The sequence below is a fragment of the Microbacterium sp. NPDC077184 genome, from assembly GCF_040687055.1.
In the GTDB taxonomy this organism is placed as follows: Bacteria; Actinomycetota; Actinomycetes; order Actinomycetales; family Microbacteriaceae; genus Microbacterium.
Map to the genome: position 1 here is coordinate 386,991 of NZ_JBFBMM010000003.1, position 19,703 is coordinate 406,693.

At 68.6% G+C, this 19,703-nt stretch carries 15 protein-coding genes; 7 read left to right on the plus strand and 8 right to left on the minus strand.

Features of this window, described 5'->3' with window-relative positions; all coding sequences use genetic code 11:
- Positions 1–87: 87 nt before the first annotated feature.
- Positions 88–2,700, plus strand: a complete 2,613-nt coding sequence (locus AB0O93_RS08825; RefSeq protein ID WP_363342501.1) for a LuxR C-terminal-related transcriptional regulator — start codon at positions 88–90, stop codon at positions 2,698–2,700.
- A 322-nt stretch (positions 2,701–3,022) separates the two neighbouring features.
- The gene (locus AB0O93_RS08830) at positions 3,023–7,429 is read left to right on the plus strand and encodes an RICIN domain-containing protein (RefSeq protein WP_363342503.1); all 4,407 of its coding nucleotides are present in this window, start codon (positions 3,023–3,025) and stop codon (positions 7,427–7,429) included.
- 286 nt (positions 7,430–7,715) lie between these two features.
- Here AB0O93_RS08830 and AB0O93_RS08835 read toward each other — a convergent pair whose 3' ends face one another.
- Positions 7,716–9,101, minus strand: coding sequence for a DUF222 domain-containing protein (locus AB0O93_RS08835; RefSeq protein WP_363342505.1), 1,386 nt, complete (start codon positions 9,099–9,101; stop codon positions 7,716–7,718).
- Positions 9,102–9,473: 372 nt separating this feature from the next.
- On the opposite strand from AB0O93_RS08835, the gene AB0O93_RS08840 reads away from it, so the two are divergent.
- From AB0O93_RS08840 to AB0O93_RS08850, 3 genes are all read left to right on the plus strand, one after another.
- Entirely contained in the window at positions 9,474–10,787 is a 1,314-nt protein-coding gene (locus AB0O93_RS08840) for a plasmid pRiA4b ORF-3 family protein (RefSeq protein ID WP_363342553.1), read from the plus strand.
- Positions 10,788–10,791: 4 nt separating this feature from the next.
- Positions 10,792–11,130 (plus strand): hypothetical protein, encoded by a 339-nt coding sequence (locus AB0O93_RS08845; protein ID WP_363342507.1) that lies wholly within the window; start codon positions 10,792–10,794, stop codon positions 11,128–11,130.
- A 207-nt stretch (positions 11,131–11,337) separates the two neighbouring features.
- Entirely contained in the window at positions 11,338–12,120 is a 783-nt protein-coding gene (locus tag AB0O93_RS08850) for an immunoglobulin domain-containing protein (RefSeq protein WP_363342509.1), read from the plus strand.
- Positions 12,121–12,286: 166 nt separating this feature from the next.
- On the opposite strand, the gene AB0O93_RS08855 is transcribed toward AB0O93_RS08850, so the two are convergent.
- Positions 12,287–12,871 (minus strand): hypothetical protein, encoded by a 585-nt coding sequence (locus tag AB0O93_RS08855; protein ID WP_363342511.1) that lies wholly within the window; start codon positions 12,869–12,871, stop codon positions 12,287–12,289.
- Positions 12,872–12,927: 56 nt separating this feature from the next.
- On the opposite strand from AB0O93_RS08855, the gene AB0O93_RS08860 reads away from it, so the two are divergent.
- Positions 12,928–13,815 carry a universal stress protein gene (locus tag AB0O93_RS08860; protein WP_363342513.1) on the plus strand — a complete coding sequence of 296 codons (888 nt, stop codon included), beginning with the start codon at positions 12,928–12,930 and terminating at the stop codon, positions 13,813–13,815.
- A 30-nt stretch (positions 13,816–13,845) separates the two neighbouring features.
- On the opposite strand, the gene AB0O93_RS08865 is transcribed toward AB0O93_RS08860, so the two are convergent.
- The 5 genes from AB0O93_RS08865 to AB0O93_RS08885 form a co-directional block, all read right to left on the minus strand.
- The gene (locus AB0O93_RS08865) at positions 13,846–14,235 is read right to left on the minus strand and encodes a hypothetical protein (protein ID WP_363342515.1); all 390 of its coding nucleotides are present in this window, start codon (positions 14,233–14,235) and stop codon (positions 13,846–13,848) included.
- Positions 14,236–14,244: 9 nt separating this feature from the next.
- Entirely contained in the window at positions 14,245–15,135 is an 891-nt protein-coding gene (locus AB0O93_RS08870; RefSeq protein WP_363342517.1) for a hypothetical protein, read from the minus strand.
- Between the two features lie 267 nt (positions 15,136–15,402).
- Positions 15,403–16,314 (minus strand): cation diffusion facilitator family transporter, encoded by a 912-nt coding sequence (locus AB0O93_RS08875; RefSeq protein ID WP_363342519.1) that lies wholly within the window; start codon positions 16,312–16,314, stop codon positions 15,403–15,405.
- A gap of 13 nt (positions 16,315–16,327) precedes the next feature.
- Complete coding sequence (locus AB0O93_RS08880) at positions 16,328–16,618, minus strand: hypothetical protein (RefSeq protein WP_363342521.1); 291 nt, start codon at positions 16,616–16,618, stop codon at positions 16,328–16,330.
- Between the two features lie 95 nt (positions 16,619–16,713).
- Positions 16,714–17,004 carry a hypothetical protein gene (locus AB0O93_RS08885; RefSeq protein ID WP_363342523.1) on the minus strand — a complete coding sequence of 97 codons (291 nt, stop codon included), beginning with the start codon at positions 17,002–17,004 and terminating at the stop codon, positions 16,714–16,716.
- A gap of 164 nt (positions 17,005–17,168) precedes the next feature.
- On the opposite strand from AB0O93_RS08885, the gene AB0O93_RS08890 reads away from it, so the two are divergent.
- Positions 17,169–18,254: an acyltransferase family protein gene (locus AB0O93_RS08890; RefSeq protein WP_363342525.1), complete on the plus strand. Its 1,086-nt coding sequence runs from the start codon at positions 17,169–17,171 to the stop codon at positions 18,252–18,254.
- A gap of 660 nt (positions 18,255–18,914) precedes the next feature.
- Here AB0O93_RS08890 and AB0O93_RS08895 read toward each other — a convergent pair.
- Positions 18,915–19,703, minus strand: a 789-nt coding sequence (locus tag AB0O93_RS08895) for an NAD(P)-dependent oxidoreductase (protein ID WP_363342527.1), incomplete at its 5' end; no start/stop codon positions are given.

Sequence of the window (19,703 nt, forward strand, 5' to 3'; positions counted from 1 at the left end):
AACCGGCCTCCTCTCCGCGCCGAATAAAGTGGCATGTGGCTCGCGGCACCCGAATCCGCGTGGCTTCCACCCCCGCGGAGGTTGTCGTTGTCGAACACCATCCCGAGCCCGGCGAGCCCGAGCCCGACCGCAGCCGCACGCCGCTACGCGCCTCCCCGCCCGCAGCCCCACACGCTCGCGCGTCCCCGGCTTCACGACGCCATCGACGCCGGAGTCCGCGCGCACCGCATCACCGTGGTCCGCGCCCCGAGCGGATTCGGCAAGACCTCGGCGGTAAGCGGCTGGGCGGCCCGCCAGCATGACCGCGTCGCCTGGCTCTCCCTCGGCACCTACGACGATGAGCCGTCCCGCCTGGGCAGTCGGGTGATCCGCGCGCTCCAGGCCCTCGCCCCCGTCGACCCGCGCCTCGGCCCCCTCGCATCGGTCGATCCCGCCGAAGCGGGGGGCGGCGCGGTTTTCGATGCCCTCCACGACGTCTTCGCCGCGCTCGACGAACCCGTCCATCTCGTCATCGACGATGCCCAGCGCGCCGACGCTGCCCTCATCACCGGTCTCCTCGGAGCCCTCATCGAGTCCGGCCCTGAGCAGCTGCGCCTGCTTTTCGTCGGCACCGGCGCCCTCGACGCGCGTCTCGCCCGATGGACGCTCGGAGCTCCGGATGCCGTCCTCACCGACGCCGCGCTCGCCTTCGACGCCGCCGAGATCGCCGAGGTCCTCACCGACCCCGACACCGAGCCCGCCCCCGCTCCTGACCCCGCTGCCGTCCTCGCTGCGACCGGCGGCTGGCCGATCGCCGTCCAGTTCGCCCGCCTCGCCGGCCTCCGCCATCCGCGCACCGACACCACCGCGTCGCACGCCACCGCCGCGCTCCTCCGCGACTACGTCCGTGACAATGTCATGCGCGATCTCCCTGAGGATCTTCGCCGCCTCGCGCTCGACACCGCCGTCTGCGAAGAGCTCACCGTCCCCCTCGTCGAGGTCCTCACGGAGCGGGCGGATGCCGCGTCCCTTCTGTCGCGGGCTCTCCGTTCCGGCCTCTTCCTCTCGGTCGTCGACGACGGAGACCCCACCCATCCCGGCGGGACCACCACCTACCGCTGGCACCCGCTGTTCGCGAAGCTCTGCCGCACGATCTCCGACGAGGAGGATCCGGGCCGGAACGCCCGCGCCCATCGCGCCGCTGCCCGGCATCTCGAGCACGACGACCCGTTCGGAGCGATCTTCCACTGGCAGCGCGCCGACGAGCCGGCGGATGTCGCCCGTGTCATCACGGAGCACTGGGTGCGGATCGTCATCGAGGCCGACACCGCCGCCCTCGATCGCATCTGCGCGGCCCTTCCCGCACCCTTCGATAACGACCCCGCGGTCCTCCTCATCCGCGCGTGCGCGGCCGACATCATGGGCGCCCCACACGCGGCGCGCACGTTCCTCGCTCAGGCGGTCGCCCGCGCCGGCAACACCCCCGACGCCGCGTTCGCGATGACCCTTCCGCGCGCGCAGCTGTTCCTCCTCGACGACCGGGCAGCGCTCGCCGCCGCGGCCGAGAAGGTGCACGACGGAATCATCACCGACACGCAGCTCGACCGCCACGTCCACGCGGCGCTGCTTTTCCTCCTCGGCTGGGCGGGCATGCGCCATCGCCTCACCCCGGCGCGCACGATCGACCAGCTCCGCACCGCCGTCACCGAAGCGGATGCCGTGGGCGATGAGATCCTCGCCACCCGTGCGCGCCGACTCCTGTCTTTCACCCTGGCGTGGGCGGGAGCCCTCCGCGATGCGGGTCGCGTCCTCGACCGGCTCGGCGCCGCGGCGGAGGACGACCGTCCCTGGCTCGCCAACGGCGGGGGAGCGACGACGGTCGCGATGGGGATCATCGCCTACTGGGCCGACGAATACGAGCTCGCCGCGCGCCATTTCATCCGCGCCGTCAGCGGCGAGCGCGCCGCGCCCTCGTTCCGTGGCGTCGCCGCCGTCATGCTCGCGCTCACCGCGGCGCGCGCCCACGACGATCGCCTCGCCGCGCGCGCGTCGATCGAGCTCGACACCCTTCCGCGCGGCGAGCGGCACGGGGTCTCGTGGGGTGCCTTCCGCGATCTCGCGGACGCCGCGCTCGCCGATGCGCGGGGTCGAACCGACGACGCCGTCGCGATCGCCGAGCGCCACACCGCCTCCAACCTGCCGCTGGTCACGGTGATCTTCGCCGAGCTCATCCGCCGCGCGGGCGATGCCGAGCGGGCCCTGGAGATGCTCCGCGGACTCGGCCCTTACCGCGAGGTGACCTACGTGCGCGCCGCGACGCTCCTCACTGCGGCCCTCGTCCAGGCCGACCGTGGAGCCGATCGGCTCGCCCACGAGCTCTGCGAGCAGGCTCTCGAGATCGGCGACCGGGAGGGTCTGGATCGTCTGTTCGTCGGCGCCGAGCCGGCGGTCCGGAAACTCCTCGCCGATCACCTCCAACGCGGCACCGCGTACGAAGAGCTCGCCGCCCGAGGCGCCCGCCCCGCCGCGACCTCCGGACCCATCTCGATGCTCTCGGAGCGTGAGCGTGCCGTTCTCGACCTCCTCGGCACCCGCAAGACCGCCGGCGAGATCGCCGAGAGCCTGCACGTCAGCGTCAACACGCTGAAGACCCACACGCGTTCGATCTATCGCAAGCTCGGCGTCAACTCCCGCGAAGAAGCGGTGCAGTCGGTCCGCTGAACACCCCGTGACCGCGCCTCACCCCGCCGGCCCGATTCCCTCATCCTCCGAATGGGTCAGGTGGCCCCACGGCCCCTACCGTCGATACTCGTTGCCTCCCCGGGTGGGCGGCGGCGCGCGGTCACCGCTGCTGGGGGGCAGGTGAGACCGGCGTCGCGCAAAAGGGGGCTTTGGCCCACCCGGGAGGCAACACCCCTCGCCTGCCTCACCCCAGAAGAGCGCATCGCTCACCCTCAGGCTTCGACCCGGATGCCCTACGCGCATACCGTCAGGTCACCGCACTCTGTCTCGACCCGAATCGCCAGAAGGTCCTTCCCGACACATGTCTTTCGCCCACCGTCGCGCGCGCCGCGGCATCTTCGCCTTCGCCACCGCCGCCGCCGTCGCCGTGGGCTTCGCGTTCGCCGCTGCTCCGAGCAGCGCAGCTCCGCTCCTCGCCATCGAGCCCTTCGATGCGACCACCACCGACGGTGACGGCAACGACTTCCCCGCCGAGGCCCTGCTCGGCGAGCGGGTCGCGTTCGCGAGTGACGAGCTCCTCCTCTCGACCACGCTGACCGACAACAGCTACCGCCGCGTGACCGACGACGCCAACACGGGACTGGCGACACTGGCCCAGCCCGATCCCCGAGGGTCATCGCGCGAGCTCGAGCGCACCGTCCTCGGCGCCCGGACCGCCGCAGGGAATCTCACCGGCCCCTTCGCCGAACGGAGTCTCCTCCTCGCCGCGACCGAAGGGCTGCTCGACGGTGACGGTCGAGAGCCGGTCGGCATCCTGCAGCTGACATCCACGAGCGACGTCGCCGAACCCATCGGGACGTACACCACCTACGCGTCGCCCGAGGACGGCCTCGAGCCGGGTAAGACCTACATCATCCGCAATCACGCGTCGAGCGGTGACGTGATCGCGACGAGCCCGAACGCTGCGCCGCCTGTCTACGCGGCGTCGAACAACGGCGCGGAGAAGTCCGACCTGACGCAGCAGTGGACGGCGATCGCACACGAGGACGTCGCCGACGACGCCGTCGTCTTCCAGCTCGTCAACCGCGCGGACGGAACCTGCCTGACGCAGCCGATCCCGTTCAGCAACCCCTGGACCGCGGTCTGCAACGACAGCGAGCACCAGCGGTGGCGCCTCATCCCGCAGGGCGACGGCGGATCCATGATCTTCAACTGGTCGCATGGGCAGGCGCTGCGATACGACGGGAGTGGGTTCAGGATCACGACCAGCGCGTTCGGGAGCGGCGCCCCCTTCGAGTGGGACTTCGTCGCCGTCGACCAGCCCGACGCGATCCCTGCGTCCACCTCTTTCGAGATCTCGGCCGCACCGGATGCCGTCTTCGACCTTGCCGTCGCCGACCTGGACGGCGTCGCGGGCGCAGAGGGGCTCGGCCGGGACGAAGCCGTGGTTGCCTATGTGAAGCCTGACTCCGAGCTTGCCCTCGCGGTGGTCGACTACAACGTCGGGCTCAACCGGCGCCTCGTGACGATCATCGACACCGCCATCACGCCCGGTCGCACCGCCGCCGGCGCGATGCTGCCCCTCGCCGTGGACACCGCCGACGTAGACCAGGACGGAACGCCCGAGATCATCGTCGCGTACGTGGACGACGCCGGCACTCCCACCGTCTTCGTGGCTGAATACACCGCGAGCGGTGAGGAGCAGCGCGCACTCACGCGGGTCGATGACCCGCAAGCGCTGCCCGTGAGCCTTTCAACCGACCAGCTGGCCTCTGCCGACATGTCGGTATACGACTTCGACGGCGACGGCCTGCAGGAGATCGCCTGGGTGGGTCCGGATGCCGCGGACTCCGGCTACATCGGTCTGGCCGTCAGCCGCGTCACCCTCAGCGGTGACGACCTGACGGTGTCGGATGTGACACGGATCCGCGTCGATGACGTGGCGTACTCGGCGCAATGGGAGAACGCGAACTCCGGCGTGCGCGTCGAGAGCGGGCAGTTCTTCGACACGGTGGACGGCTCTGGGAGCCGCCAGCTCGCCATCACGCACCCCGCCGCCGACGGTGGACAGGCGGTGACCGTCGCCCGACTGCTCAACGGAGAACTCGAGCTCGTCTTCCCCGAGGCGGCCACCCTCCCCGCGCTCTACGAGACCTCCAGCGTTTCGATGGCGGTCGGCGGGTTCGCCGGTGGCGGCGGGGGCGACGACGCGCAGTGGGGCATCGCGCTTTCTCGGGTCGGAGGCGAAGCAACCGATGATCAGCTCCTGCTTATCCAGCCGACAGATGTGAACGAGGCGCCCACCGTCAACACCCAACAAGTGACGGTCGACGGGGGCGAGACGCTGGCGGTGAGCGGTTTCGACCTCACCTCCTACGATCCCGGCGGCAAGACGCTCGAGCTCGGCGACCCCGTCGTCTTCACCGTGCAGAAGCTCACCTCGATGAGCCTCATCGGCGGGCAGCCCCCCGGGCACAGCGACTGGATCGACGGAGAGTTCCTCAACATCTCGCGCAACCAGGACTTCAATCTCGAGATGGGGACGTCGGGCACGGGAGCGTTCAACAATGAGACGTCGCAGCAGTCGAACCAGGCGTACAACCTGAGTGCCGAGGCTGACGTGAAGGCCACGATCGACGCCGGCATCCCGTTCCTGGAGAAGGGCGAGGTCAGCACGGAACTGTCCGGGAAGCTCGGTGCATCGTGGAGCTCGCTGGGGAGCGCTACCGCCCAGGCGGGCTACAGCACGGACTTCACGATCAGCTCGAAGACCGGTGACGACGACATCGTCAACGCGATGGTGCAGGACTACCAGGTCACCCGCTACCCCGTGATCTCAGTCGATTCCTGGGATCGGCCGGATGCCGCAAGCTCCGGGTGCGACGACGGCTGTTACGGCTACTGGGATGTCGTCGTTCCCGGCACGCCGCAGCAGGCGGACCTCGCCGGCAAGGGCAACGACTACTTCACCGCCAGCTGGCAGAACGGAAACGCGCTGTCCTACCCGCGGCTCGTCAACGGTCAGGTGCCGATCGACGACGTCGTCGGTCAGTTCACCTCTGTGGCGGCGGACGGCACGACGACCACCGGCGATGCCTCGCTGTTCAACGAGCAGATCGGCGTCGGGGGCACCGAGACATCGGTCGACCTCACCACGACCGTGTCGGGCTCGTCGAGCACGTCCGAAACATCCGAGAAGGGCTGGAACCTTGATCTGAACGTCGAGGGCGGCGTCGAGGCCAAGGTCGGCGTTCCCTTCGTCGATTCGGTCGACCTCGAGGGTTCCCTGTCCGCGGGCTTCAGCACGAACCAGATGTTCACCGGGTCGACGAGCGGGTCGACGGCGAATACCCACAGCACCACCTTCGCGCTGTCGGTGCCGGAAGTGGATGCCGATCTCGGTTACGAGTTTGGTGCCGCGTACTATTACGGCCTCGATGGCGCCGTGCGGGTGACGTACGGCACGGATCTCACGGCCAACGCGGAGGGCCGGGAGTTCTGGACCCGCGTGTACGGACAGAAACCCGATCCGGCGCTGAACATGCCCGGAGCGACCGTTCTGGTGCGGGGACCCATCGGGTATCTCGGGACCGTCGAGTGGGTTCCGCTCGACAACCGTCAGGAGCTGCGCGGCTTCACTCCGAGACTGCCGGACAGTGACGACCCGACGACCTCGGGCGTGCCGTACGGCTCCAGCCCGGAGGTGGGCGACCCGGTCGTCTTCGACGTCGAGGTCTCCAACTACAGTCTCGTTCCGATCACCGATCCGCTGACCGTCTCGTTCTCGGCCGTGCCGATCGATGCGAACAACACGATCATCGGCGATCCGGTCGACATCGGCACCACCACTGTGACCTCGGATATCGCGCCGCAGGAGAGCTTGACCGTGTCGTCCCCGCAGTGGACGGCGCAGGGTGCCCCCGGTGGCGGTGCTCAGAGCTGGCGCGTCTTCGTCGTGCTCGATGAGGACGACACGATCGACGAGATTCACGGCTGGGCCGGCACCCCCGACACCGTGTGTCCGGCCGATTCGGTGCAGGGCGATGTCACGCTGACCGATCCGCGAACCGGTGAGGCCGAGACTCTCGTGTGCGGCCAGAACAACCAGGGCTTCGGTCTTGTGTCGGTCGTGCCCGAGGGCGCCGCGGGCGCGAGTGACGCGCAGGTCGGTTTCGTCGGTGCCGGTGTGATCACGACCGATGCGGCGACGCTCGATCTCGACAGCGAGAGCGAGCTTCCCGAGATCACCGTGGGTGAGACGGCGGAGATCGTGCTGAAGGCGGATGCCGAGCGTGACACCGCGTCGCACGAGATCGTCACCGTCTACGACGGTCACCCGTCGGAGGGTGACATCGTGGCCGTGAAGCGTCTCGGAGGTCTCGGCGCCGAGGGGCTGTCGTCGGCGGTGGTCGACTACACCGCTCCCGAGGCCGGTACGCGCGAGCTGTATGCCGTGTTGCGCGCGTCGGACAACACGAGCGACGAGCGCGGCCTGATCGTGCGCGTCAACGCAGTCGACGACCCCGCTCCGGGTGACGGCGACGGGTCGGACGGCGACGGCAGCGGCAGCGGCGGCGACTCCGGTGACGGCGAAGGTGCTGGATCCGGCACGCCCGGTGACGGCCCCGCCGAGGGGGATGCGCAGAACGACGCCGATCTCGCGACGACAGGGGCCGAAGCGTGGCCGTGGATCTTCGTGGCGGTCGCCGGCATTCTGCTCGTCGTCGCTGGTGCGATCGCCCGTGCCCGCAGGCCTCGCTCTGACTGATCCATTTGCTTGATCGCGGATGCCGTCACCAAGCGCGACCGTGACGGCATCCGCATCGGCGGCTGCCGGGCGGCAGTCTTGCGTGGCGTCTCTTCTCTCTCCGACGGTCGAGTAGTTCCCGGCGCGGGCGTACCGAGACCCGTGCACGACCGACACGTTCCCGTGCGGCACCGCCGAGCGCACGCTGAGTACCCCTTGTCGAGGGCAAGGGGTCGCGGAGCGACCCCGCGGCAGCCACCTCAGGAACGCGAGGCGCCGAGATTCAGATCACCCGGCGCGCTCGAACTCAGAACGGCGGGCTCGCGGGTTCCGGAGGCGATTCGCGATCCGGTCCGGGACCGGGATCCGGATCGGGTTCGGGGATGAACATCACCCGCGGTGGCGGGTCTTCGATGTAGACCTTCCCCGAGGGCGCGGTGAATCGAAGTCTGCCGCCGGGGAGTTGCTCGACGGTCCATCCCGCGGCATGGCGGGTCACGTGGTGTCGAGTGCAGCAGGGGCCGAGGTTGTCCCCGTCGGTTTTGCCGCCCTTGCTGTATTCCTGGTGGTGGTCGATCTCGGATCGCATCGCGGGTCGCCGGCATCCGGGGAACGCGCATCGCACGTACCGGGCTTGCAGGAATCGCTTGATCCCCGCCGTCGGGGTATATCTGTCCGTGGTGAGCACTTCGGCGGTGACGGGGTGGAGGAACACCCGATCGAACCCGGGAGCATTCCCGGTGAGGATCCGCACCGTGGCGGGGTCGATCGCGCACTTCCCGTTGAGCTCCGCCCCACCCGAGGTGGTGCCGGCGAGGGTGGTGGCGGGGATGCTGACCTGCACGCTCCCGCGGATCGCCGCCAGCCCAGCCCCGGTGGGGTCGACGGTGGGGGCAGCGGTGAGGAGCATGTCCATCACCACATCCGCGCGGATCTGATCCAGCGTGCGGTCGTCGAACCACGGTTCTTCGGCCTCTTCGCCGCGCGCCTGCCGCTCGGCGTACTCCCGTCGGGCCCGGAGGTCGGCCGCTTTGATCTCACGCGCCACCTGCGTCGCACGGTCGTACGCCCCGTGAACATAGGTGGAGGGTGCGATCGTTCCCAGCATCGACATCCCGTCGGGGAGGTCTTCGACGAACACCCGCTGCGTGCACGCCGCAACCTCGTGCCGCTCCTGCACCGTCCGCGGGTTGAGCTTGTCCGCCACCTGCTGCGCATACGGACGCAACCTGCCCGTCGCAGTCTTCACCGCGTAATCCAGCACATCCTTCTCATACGCCGCCCGCGCCTCCGGGTCCGGCAGGTCGGCACCGAACTCCACGATGACCTTCGTGTGCGCCTGCGACACCTGCCCCGCACGCCACGCCTCGAACGTCTGGGCATACTCCGTCACCAACCGGTGACACTCGAACAACCGGTTCTGCACCGTACTGTCATTCACCCGCGTCGCCGCACCGATCTCCGCCGCCATGGCCCGCAACGGCATCTCCCGCGCCTTGACGGTCGCCGACCCCAGCAGCGCGGTCTGCTCCTGCGTGAACGCATATGCCTCGGCCATTGCCGCGGCCTCGCGCGCCTGACCCTCCGCAACCACGCGACGAGCCTCCATGATCTCGTCCACGAACGCCGCCGTCTTCCGCGCCACCGCATCACGATCATCGTTGTCGCCCACCGGCTCCGGAGTCTCGTTCATGGCTTCTCGTCTCGATCAATGTTCCGTCCTCAAAGTATAGAACACAGGTACGACATTGCGAAGACTTAAGCCTGCCCGATGTGGATAACATTCGAAACTCGGTACGCCTGCACCTCCTCGTCGTCGTTCGCTACGGTGAGGCGTGATGGATGACAAAGAGATCGACCGCCGCTTCGCTGAACTCACCGCCGGCATGACTGCGGCCGAGCTGCTCGACCTCGCCGGAGTCGTCGCGAGTCGGCGGGTCGCCGCGATCACCCATCCGCCGCGTCCTGACCTCCGGCATCCCATCCACGGCGCGACGATGTCGCGATCTTCCGTGTCCGGGTCGACATCGACGGCGAGAAGCCACCGATCTGGCGTCGTCTCGACATCCGCTCGACGATCACCCTCGACACTCTGCACGACGTCCTGCAAGCCGCGTTCGGGTGGGCAGACGAGCACCTTCATCGCTTCGCCCTCGGCGGGGGAGCCTGGGATCGCGAGAGTCAGCTGTTCCTGTGCGCGTATGACGTCGATAACGACGACCTCGTCGATGGCGATGACGACGAGGGCATCCCCGACCGCGACGTCCGCGTCGATGAGGTCTTCGCTGACCCCGGCGATGTTCTGCGCTACGTCTACGACTACGGCGATGCGTGGCAGCTGATCCTTCGGCTCGAGGCGATCATCCCCGCTCCCGACGCAGCGACGAGTCAGCCCCCGATCGCGCACTGCGTCGACGGACGCCGCGCCGCGCCCCCGGAGAACAGTCGCGGGCTCGACGCCGAGATGCTCGCGACGTTCCAGCCCGATCCCGCTCATTTCAGCGCGTCCGAGGTCGATGGGGCGCTCGGTGACGTCCGATTCCGGATGCGCGACGCCGGCGTTCCGGGAGAGGTCATCGATCTCATCGAGCGTGTCCGCTACGACTTCGACGCGACGCCGGCCGACCAGGGCACGCCTGTCACCGACCGCCTCGTCGAAGCCGCCGCCCACGCGCTCGCGACCCTCGAGCCGGCAGTCGCCGACGATGACCGCGACGCGTGCCTGGCCGCGTGGACCTGGTTCCTCCAGCGCGCCGGCGGAGAGGGCATCCCCCTGACGGCGGCCGGCTATCTCAAGCCCGCCGATGTGGTCGACGCCCTGCAGATCCTCCCGACGAGCGACGCCTGGCTCTCGAAGAGCAATCGGGAGATCGACCACTCATCCCTTCTGCACTTTCGCGAATCCCTCGCCCGACAGGGCTTCCTTCGCAAGCTCAAGGGCCACCTCCTGCTGACCCGTATCGGGGCCGCTGCGCGCAAGAACCCCGACCGCCTGTGGCAGGCGCTCATCGATCGGTGGCGTGGAGTCGTCACCGGCACGCACGTCGTGAACGCCCGTGCCGGATCAACGGATGCCGCATACCTCCGCGACGCAACCGTCTGTGTGCTGCTCTCGGTGGCTGCGGGGGAGTCCTTCACTGCTACGTGGGGCAACCAGCCCCAGGGCGGCCTCGGTCACGCCGCGCGGTGGATGAGTCGTCTCGGCTGGCGGCGGGAGCGCCAGCCCCTCCGCGGAAGTGACTTCTACAGCCTGCCGATCCGGACTGTCCTGGAGAACCTATGGGATGGCCCCCGTGAGCGTTCCGACAAGGGCGAGATGAGTGCCACCGCCCGTCGCTTCGCCCGCGAGGTCCTCCGCAACCCCCGCATGGTCGAATAGACCCATGCCCGCCCCGCAGATGCCCCCGCACAACGCGATAGACCTCACCCTCGACGGAACCCCCGACTTCCCGAGCGTGGTCCTCCAGGCGCTTTACCGCATCACGCGGCGCTCAACCCCCGAGCTGCGCCGCGCGATCCGCGCCGGCGAGCCGATCTTTACCGCACCCCTCTTCGGCAACGATCACATCGAGGTCGTCCCGCGTCTCGAGAAGACGGTCGATTACCTCGACGGGCTCGGCATCCCGTTCACCCTCCACGAATGGGTCGACGGAACCCGCGAAGAGATCACCGTCCCCCTCATGCGCGAGATCATCGAGGCCGCCGACGGCGAAACGGCCTGACGCCCCTCACCCGCCTGATGCCCCTCACCCTCCCCGCCCGCCGCGCTCACCCCGTCACTACCCGACCTGCGGCATCCGCCCGTACGGTGGCCCCACCCGACCGCCGCCGACGAGGCCGCTCACGTGTCACGCGACACCCCCAACGGGTGCCGCGACCCGCGCACCCCTGAGACTTCTCGTCGCCCATCGAGAGAGTCTCCGACCCGCATGACACGACCCGCTGGCGCACCGCGCCGCCGTATCGCCGCCCTGTCCATCGCCGCCCTGGTCCTCGGCGGAATCGCCCTCGCGAGCCCCGCGACGGCCGCCGTCCTCGCGCCGCTTGAGACCCCCGTGTCCCCGGCGCCGGTGTCACCCGCGCCGGAAGACTCCGAGGCCCCGGGCGAGGAAGAGGTCCCGGCTCCCGAGATCGGTGGCCTGCCCGTCATCACCGAGCAGCCCGAGAGTCAGGTCGTCTTCGAGGGGGAGGACGCGACGTTCACCGCCGCCGCGACCCACTGGGGCATCGTGCAGTGGTACGAACTGACCGCCGAGAACGCGATCTTCCAGCCGATCGAGGGCGCGACATCCACGACGCTCACGCTGACCGATGTGACGCGCAGCCAGACCAACACGGCGATCCTCGTCGCCTTCACCAACGGCAACGGTCAGGTGCGCTCGCAGCAGGTGGGCCTGTTCGTCAACCCCGCGCCGAACCCCGGCCCCAACCCGAACCCCAACCCCGAGCCCACCCCGGACCCCGAGCCGACCCCCGACCCGGAACCCACCCCCGACCCGACCGAGACCGCCACGCCGACCCCGGGTACGCCCTCCGACACCGACGACACCCCGGCAACGGATGCCGCGTCCGACACCGATGCGCCCGTCACCACTCTCGCGGCGACCGGGTCCGATCCCGCGTGGCCGGTGATCGGCCTCGGCGGTGCGCTCCTCCTCGCCGGCGCGACGACGCTACTCGTCGTCCGCCGCCGCACGAACCACGGGAGCTGACCCCCGACACCGTCTCGATGCCGCCTCGGCCACACCGACCGGGGCGGCATCGTTCTGCCGCAACAAAGACCGTGCGCATCGCACCCCTCCCGGTGGTCGAGTAGTCCGCGCAGCGGACGTACCGAGACCTGGAAGACCGACTACCGCTCCCCGCGCGGCCCCACCTTCACCAGTCCCGGTCCCCGAACCGCGGATCGTCCGCCAAGATCAAGAAGCCCGCCGCCCCACCGTCGACCTCAGCGAACTTCGTGACCGGGTCCGTCCCGTCGGCGAACGCTCGCGGTACTCGGTCGCGTTTCGACACCACGGCGAAACACCACCCGGTGTGCAGCCGCCGCAGGAGCGCCAGCATGGATGCCGCGTCGCGGCCTTCCCCGTCCACGTACGACGCGCGCAGTTCAGCGACGGTGTTCTTCAGCGGGCGCACGTGTTCGAAGACGAGCCTTCCCGCAAGCTTGTCGTCCGGCCCGGGGGAGAGGAGGAGGTGCCGCGCATCCTTCGACCACGGGATCCCGCTGGCGTAACGCTCCCGGCCCGAGCGACGACCTCGTCCCGGCAGGCGCGGAACCTGCCAATCCCGCACGAGGTGATCCTTGATGCGTCGGTTGATTCGCGCCTCACCGCCGGCGTACGAGGCCTGCCGGATCCAGAGGGGCATGTAATCGACGAAGTCCTGCGCATCGCGCTCGTCCGTCGTCAGGCGCTCCAGTTGTTCTGCCCCGGGAGCCATCCACGGCTGACCTGAACTCATCGCCCCACCGTATGCCGCCCCTCCCTCCCGCCACCCCCGCCCCCTAGGCTGGCGCCATGACGGATTCCTCCGCACCCCAGACGGATGCCGCAGCCCCGGCCTCCCCGCTCATCGTCGTCGGCGTCCGCCCCGACACCTCCGGCTCCGACCCGGTGCACCCCGACACCACGCAGTCCCACCCCGCGATCGCGTGGGCCGCCGAGCGCGCCCGCACCACCGGAGCAGATCTGAAGCTCGTCTCCGTCGTCGACGCGAAGGGTGACGACCCCGACACCCACGCGATCGCCCCCCTCCAAGACCTCGCCGAGCCTCTCCGCGCCGACGGTCTCACCGTCTCGATCGATGTCGTCGACGACCGTCACGTCGACCGCGCCCTCCCGGATGCGGCAACGGATGCCGCCCTCCTCGTCATCGGCACCGACCACGTCCCCGGGGGTGAGCGGGAGCGCGAGCACCTCAGCCGCCACCTCGTGTCGCACGCCCACTGCTCCGTCGCCGTCGTCCCCGACGTGGCCCACGAGCACCGCGAAGGTGTCGTCGTCGGAGTCGACGGCTCCGACGTCTCCCACCGCGCTCTCGCCTTCGCCGCCGACGAGGCCGCACGCCTGCGCGAGCCGCTGACGATCGTGTCGACCTGGATGCCGGTGCCGGTCTCCCTCGACGTCAACATGACGTACGACCCGACGCCCTACGACCTGCAGGGCCCCACCGAGGCCTTCGCGCAGACGGCGGTCGACGAGGCACGAACCCGCCACCCCGACCTCGATGTCCGCACGCTCGTCGCCGAAGGAGACGCCGCGATCGCCATCACCGACGCGTCGACCTCCGCGCGGCTCACCGTTGTCGGTACCCACGGCCGCGGCGGCCTTGCCCGCCTCCTCCTCGGCTCGACCAGCACCGCGGTCCTCGAGAACGCCACCGCGGTCACCGTCGCCGTCCGCTGACGGGACCGCCTCGATCTCACCGGCCGCGGCTCAGGTCGCGGTAAGCGCGGTCAGAGCTCCTGTGACGCCGAGGAGTCCGAGCGCCGATCCGATGAGCGTTGCAGCCGCGGATACCGCGGTGAGGCGGGCCCGCACACTTTCAGGAAGATCGGATGCTGCTTCCGCCGCCTTTGCGAGCGCGCCTAGTACCAGCACAGATGCCGCTGCTGCTCCGATCGCTTCGGGCGTCGCGTCAGACTGGGCGAGCGACAGCACGCCGACGATCAGCGCCGCGGTGAGGGCGCCGATCAGGATCCACGCGAGCCACGCGGGAAGAGTCTTCGGTTTCGATTCGGTCGTCGGCTGGGGGACGTTGAAGAGCAAGAGTTTCGCCACAAGGAGAGCCTGGCAGCTGCCGGCCTCGACGACCAATGTGCTCATCGCACTGGATTACGGGTCGCCGCCATCGACCACCGCCTGCAGGCGATCGAGCGCTTCCTGCGACGAGGTCAAGAACGCCCGGTCCTCCAGTGCGGTTCCTGTCGCGGGATCGATCGCCTCGTACGACAGCATGTGGCCGATCTGCGTTGCTTCGAGCGCCAGTACCCACATGTCAGCGAGCGTGAGAAGTGTCGTGGCCTGCGCAACTCCCGGCGCCCTGCGGGTGGTCACGACGCCCCGCCCCTCAGGGGTGATGTCGAACCATGATCGGTGCGTGCTGTTGCCGGCGTGCGTCGACTGGCTGAGGCGGCCGTAGAGGGGTCCTGCGGCCGGCGCGATCTTCTTGAACGCAGAGATGGCGGAGTGGCTCTTGATCTTGTCGAGCTCCTCGTGCGATTCCGCTGTGCGAGCGGTGTAGGCCCACGCCACCTGTTCGAGCATGTACCGAGCGATCGTGTCGCCTTCGAGCTGCTGCCCGAGCTTGTAGAGGATGTAGGCAGAGCTCAACGTCTCATTTACGCGGTGGAGTGCGATGGAAGCGGCAAACATCCCGAGCGTGAGGGCGGCGTCGGGCGTCGAACGGAATCGCGCACCAGCCTCCTCGATGTGGCCGGACGCGGTCTGATAGCACCCCACAAACGCGACATGCTTCTCTTTCGGTTCGCCCGGCGGGCTCAGGGCGTGCTTGTACGTCCGCTCTGCGTGAGCGAGGCTGACCCCCAGCACCGTTGAGGCGATGGCGATCGATAGCTTCTGCGGCAGATCCGTGTGAGCGGCCATGCCGGCCGGGTAGATGATCGCACCGACAGCCGGGTGCGAGATCCAGCGCATGTCTTCCAGAGTCCGGCGGAGACTGTCTTCCACGGAGGGAAATGGATCGTCGTCATCGAGGATCGCCATTGCTGCACGCTACCGGAGCGGAGTCCGCCGGCCACCCCCACCGCGCAGTCCTTCGCCCGCGGTGATCTCCGCGCCCCCCAGCAACCCCGCCACCCGACCCCACCCTCGGGCGGTCGAGTGTCCGCGAAGCGGACGTATCGAGACCCGCCGAACCTCCAGCACCCCCTGGGCCCCGACCCCACCCTCCGGTGGTCGAGTGTCCGCGAAGCGGACGTACCGAGACCCGCCGAACCTCCAGCAACCTCGCACCCCGGCACCCCGCTCCCGCTAGGAGTGCCCCGCCCCTCCCCCCCGGTGCGCCCCCGTCTCCAACTGGAACGTCGCGTGCTCGATGCTCACCGGGAAGTGTTCGGCGACGCATTCCTGAAGCCTCCGCAGCAGCCGAGCCGACTCCTCCGGCGCAAGCGCGTCGTCGACGACGACGTGCGCGGTCAGGATCGGTAGGTCGGTCGAGACCAGGGTGGCGTGCAGGTCGTGCACGGCGACGACGTGGGGGAGCTCGAGGATGTGGCGGCGCACATCCGCGAGGTCGAGACCGGGCGGGGTGGCTTCCAGCAGGACGCTGCCGGACGCGCGGAACAGGATGATCGTGCGCGGAATGATGAGCAGGGCGATCAGAATGCCGGCGACCGCATCGGCTCGGTACCAGCCGAGGGTGGCGATCAGGATGGCGCTGACGATGACCCCGACTGAGCCGAGCGCGTCGTTGACGACCTCGAGGAACGCGGCCCGCATGTTCAGGTTCCGCATGCGATCGCTCATCAGCACGAGCAGCGCTGCGATGTTGGCGACCAGGCCGACGATCCCGAAGAACAGCAGGCTGCCGGACGCGATCTCGGGCGGCTCGAACAGGCGACGGATGCCCTCAACCAACGCGAAGAGTCCCACCCCGAGCAGCAGCGCGGCCTGAGCGAGGGCCGCGAGCACTTCCGCACGCCGCAGCCCGAACGTGTACCTCTCCGACGGTGGCCGGTTCATCAGGTGGGCGGCCGTGACCGCCATCGCCAGGCCGATCACATCGGTGAGCATGTGGGCTGCGTCGACGAGCAGGGCGAGGCTGCCGGTGATGATCGCGCCGATGACTTCGACCACGAAGACGGATGCCGTGATGGAGAACGCGATCAGGAGCTTCTTCCGGGGCGTCGCGTCCCCGGTGGCGTGGCTGTGTCCTGCACCCATGATGGTTCCTCTTCTACACCCGATTGATGACGGGATGCGCGATCACCGTCGCGTCCGGAACGGCGCGCATCACCGAGCCGCGCTGATCGCGTGGGCGAGGTCCTTCCCCCACTGCGTCGGGAGGCATGGCAGACGTCACGTTCTGATCGGTTACCGGAGCGCGAGCGGCCGGCTCCGTGTGAGTGGTGGCGACACACGCGTCGACGACCAGCAGTCGCGCAAGCGCCACGCTCGCAATGATCCTCGTTATCGGCAGATGCTCGAAGAAGAACGCAGCATCGTGTGTCCGAGCGGCCGCAACCATCCCGAGCAGTGTACTGACCTGGTCAGCGCAGCCCCTCAAGCCGTCGTCTTCTGCGCGGGTGGCGGGGTCGTTGCCCTGATGTCCGAGTCCGGCATTCAGAGTTCCTCCGCACCCCAGACGGATCCTGTGGTGCCGACCTCACCGCTCATCGTTGTCGCGTGCGTCCCGATGGGCGAGACCCTCACCCCGCGACCACGTGGCCCGTCGAGCACGCTCGCGTCGATCGCGTCCTCGCGGATGCTGAGACGGATGCCGCGAGCGCCATCACCGACGCATCGACCTTCGCGCGGCTGACCGTCGTCGAAATCCACGGCCTCGGCCGCCTCTCCCGGCTTGACCATAGCCGCTGTGTCGCGGTCGCTGTTATGCTGCGCGAGCTGCTGCACGCGGAGGGGTCTACGGGCAGGTTGCCAACCTCGCCGCCGAGAACCAGGCTCTGCGCGCCGCCATTGTGGAACACTCGCCCGCGCGTGACACGGCCGATGCGCCCAAGTAAATTCTTTCGCACACTGCGGAAGAGCGCGTGGCCCCTCCCGATAGGCTTCGAGCCATGCAATCTTCGGGGGGAGCCGCGCTGCCTGCGGCGCGCAAACAGTGGATCGACGTCGGCAAGGGCTTTTGCATGGTGCTTGTCGTCGTCATGCACGTCTCTCTGTGGATCGAGAACGCGTACATGGGCGAAGGGGACGCGTTCTGGTGGCAGTTCTCCCAGTTCTTCGTCGCCATCCGCATGCCGCTGTTCTTCTTCATCTCGGGCTACCTCGCCGCGGCTGCCGTCCGCCGACCCCTCGGTGCCTCGAAGGCACGGACAATCGGCTTCTACTACCTCTACGTCCTGTGGACGGTTCTCTTTCTCGCTCGCCTCTGGCTGCCCATTCCCGGTTTCGACGAGACGGTCACACCACCCGACCTTCTCATCGCGGTGACCCTGCCGACGTCGTACTGGTACCTGTACGCGTTGGCGTTGTTCTTCCTCATCGCGTGGGCCGCGCAACGGGTTCTGGGTGATCGGAGCGTCTGGCTCGTCATCCCTCTGTTCGGGGTCGCGCTCGCGGCGCCGCTGATTGATGCCGCGCTCCGGCCGCTCGTGCCCACCGAGGCGTTCTCGTTCATGTTCGGCCACATGGCCGTAAACTTCGTATGGTTCTTCGCCGGCATTCACGGACGTAGCTTCTGGGATGCCGTGATGCGGCAGGCGACCCCGACGCGTGCGATTACTCTGGCGTCTGTCTACGCCGTCGCTGTCCTTAGCAGCATGTTCGCTAACGTTCTCACGGAGATGCGCCCCGTGCTCGCGATCGTCGGCCTTCTCCTTGCGGCCAATGTGCTCGCCTTCCTCCCTCGAAACAACATCACGACGCGGACACTCGAGCGCGTCGGCGGGCTCACGCTGCCGGTCTACATCTTCCACATCTTCGCGTTGTCCGTTGTCAGCGGGCTAGTCGGACTCACGCTCGGTCGCCAGATAGCAGAGCATCCGTACCTCTTCGGGGCGATCCTCCCGCCCCTAGCCGCCGTAGTGATCATCTGGGCTTCCATGCTCGCCGGCCGTCTGATCCTCGCGACCCCGCTACGGTGGACGCTCTCGCCTGACTGGCTCAAACAATCTCCTGTTCACCAGTCGTCGCGCTGGTAGGCATCGAAGCGTTGGTGCTACGGCGTCGGCGCGACTTCAGCCGGTCCCGACGGCCGCAACGTGAGGAGGTTCGCTCCTGCCATGGGCAGGTTACGACCCGATCACGCAACCGAACGACATGCTCAATATGTTGCGTTAAAACCCATAGCTTCCGATCCGCCAGTCGTAGATTCTGGCCATGCTCTCAGAGGCGTCGCGTGTTCGGAGTCTGACCAGGAAGCTAGCAATGCCGTGCCGTCAGTGAAGCCCGCGTCTCCGACGATGATGCGTCCTTTGCGAGTGTCGAAGGAGAGGTCCACGCGCCTCGACATCGTCGTGGACTCTGAAGATCACGATGTGTCGAAAAGATATCCGCGACGCTCGCTACTGCCGTCGGGCGCGGTTGCCGCGCGAGTAGCGTGCGTCGGTCGTGACGATCGCCAGGAGTACGACCACATAGACGACCGCGTCGCGACACATCGCAAACGTCGTGATCTGATCGGTCACCGGAGAGTGAGCAGCCGGAGGCGGATGGGGCGCAACTGCGAGGTGTGCAACGGGCGGCCCACACGGTGCCGCTCCCGGCGCCGTGTGGGTGGTGGCCATTTACGCGACGATGATCAGCCGCGGTGTTGGAGCAGGCCGCCGCCGTGACGGTGGCTGTGCGCTGAGCGAGACCGCTCAGGCGCGAGTGTTCTCCGCCCTCGCATCGGCACCCAGATACCCGCGAAGACTCTCGACCGCGTCGCGCGGCGTCAGCCCTGCCGCACTGAGCTTGTCCACGTTGAGGAGGCTGTTGTGGGGTCGGGGCGCGATGGGTCCGGTGGGGTTGGCGTAGTACTGCTCGGTGCTGACGGGTGTGACGCGGTCGGGGTTGTGTCCGGTGTGTTGGTAGACGTGGCGGGCGATGTCGTACCAGGTGGTGGGTTGCCCGGTCCCGGTGAGGTTGTAGATGCCGTAGGCCGCCGGGGTGGTGAGGAGGTGGTGGATGCCGGCGGCGATGTCGGTGGTGAAAGTGAGGCGTCCGGTTTGGTCTTTGACGACGGTGGGGTTGATGCCGCGTTCGGCGAGGGCTGCCATGGTGCGGACGAAGTTGTTGCCGTCGCCGATGACCCAGCTGGTGCGGATGATGTAGTGGCGGGGAACGGTGGCCACGATCGTGTCGGCGGCGGCTTTGGTTTGCCCGTACACACCGAGGGGACTGATCGGGTCCTCCTCTGTGTATTCGCCGGTGCGGGTGCCGTCGTAGACGTAGTCGCTGGAGACGTGGACGAGGGTGATGTTGTTGGCGGTGGCGATGCGGGCAAGCGCTGCGGTCGCGGTGACGTTGCTGGCCCATGCTGTGGAGCGGCCGGTGGGGGTTTCGGCGGTGTCGACGGCGGTGTAGGCGGCGGCGTTGATGATGGTGTCGTAGTCCCGCCACCGCCGGTCGGTGTCCAGGGTGGGGGAGGTGAGGTCGAGGGTGTCCCG

What these genes read in the sequence shown, in the direction of transcription:
- AB0O93_RS08850 (WP_363342509.1), top strand. Translation starts at nt 11,338, where the DNA reads ATGACACGACCCGCTGGCGCACCGCGCCGCCGTATCGCCGCCCTGTCC.
- AB0O93_RS08830 (WP_363342503.1), top strand. Translation starts at nt 3,023, where the DNA reads ATGTCTTTCGCCCACCGTCGCGCGCGCCGCGGCATCTTCGCCTTCGCC.
- AB0O93_RS08875 (WP_363342519.1), bottom strand. Translation starts at nt 16,314, where the DNA reads ATGGGTGCAGGACACAGCCACGCCACCGGGGACGCGACGCCCCGGAAG.
- AB0O93_RS08845 (WP_363342507.1), top strand. Translation starts at nt 10,792, where the DNA reads ATGCCCGCCCCGCAGATGCCCCCGCACAACGCGATAGACCTCACCCTC.
- AB0O93_RS08890 (WP_363342525.1), top strand. Translation starts at nt 17,169, where the DNA reads ATGCAATCTTCGGGGGGAGCCGCGCTGCCTGCGGCGCGCAAACAGTGG.
- AB0O93_RS08870 (WP_363342517.1), bottom strand. Translation starts at nt 15,135, where the DNA reads ATGGCGATCCTCGATGACGACGATCCATTTCCCTCCGTGGAAGACAGT.
- AB0O93_RS08865 (WP_363342515.1), bottom strand. Translation starts at nt 14,235, where the DNA reads ATGAGCACATTGGTCGTCGAGGCCGGCAGCTGCCAGGCTCTCCTTGTG.
- AB0O93_RS08835 (WP_363342505.1), bottom strand. Translation starts at nt 9,101, where the DNA reads ATGAACGAGACTCCGGAGCCGGTGGGCGACAACGATGATCGTGATGCG.
- AB0O93_RS08860 (WP_363342513.1), top strand. Translation starts at nt 12,928, where the DNA reads ATGACGGATTCCTCCGCACCCCAGACGGATGCCGCAGCCCCGGCCTCC.
- AB0O93_RS08855 (WP_363342511.1), bottom strand. Translation starts at nt 12,871, where the DNA reads ATGAGTTCAGGTCAGCCGTGGATGGCTCCCGGGGCAGAACAACTGGAG.
- AB0O93_RS08880 (WP_363342521.1), bottom strand. Translation starts at nt 16,618, where the DNA reads ATGGTTGCGGCCGCTCGGACACACGATGCTGCGTTCTTCTTCGAGCAT.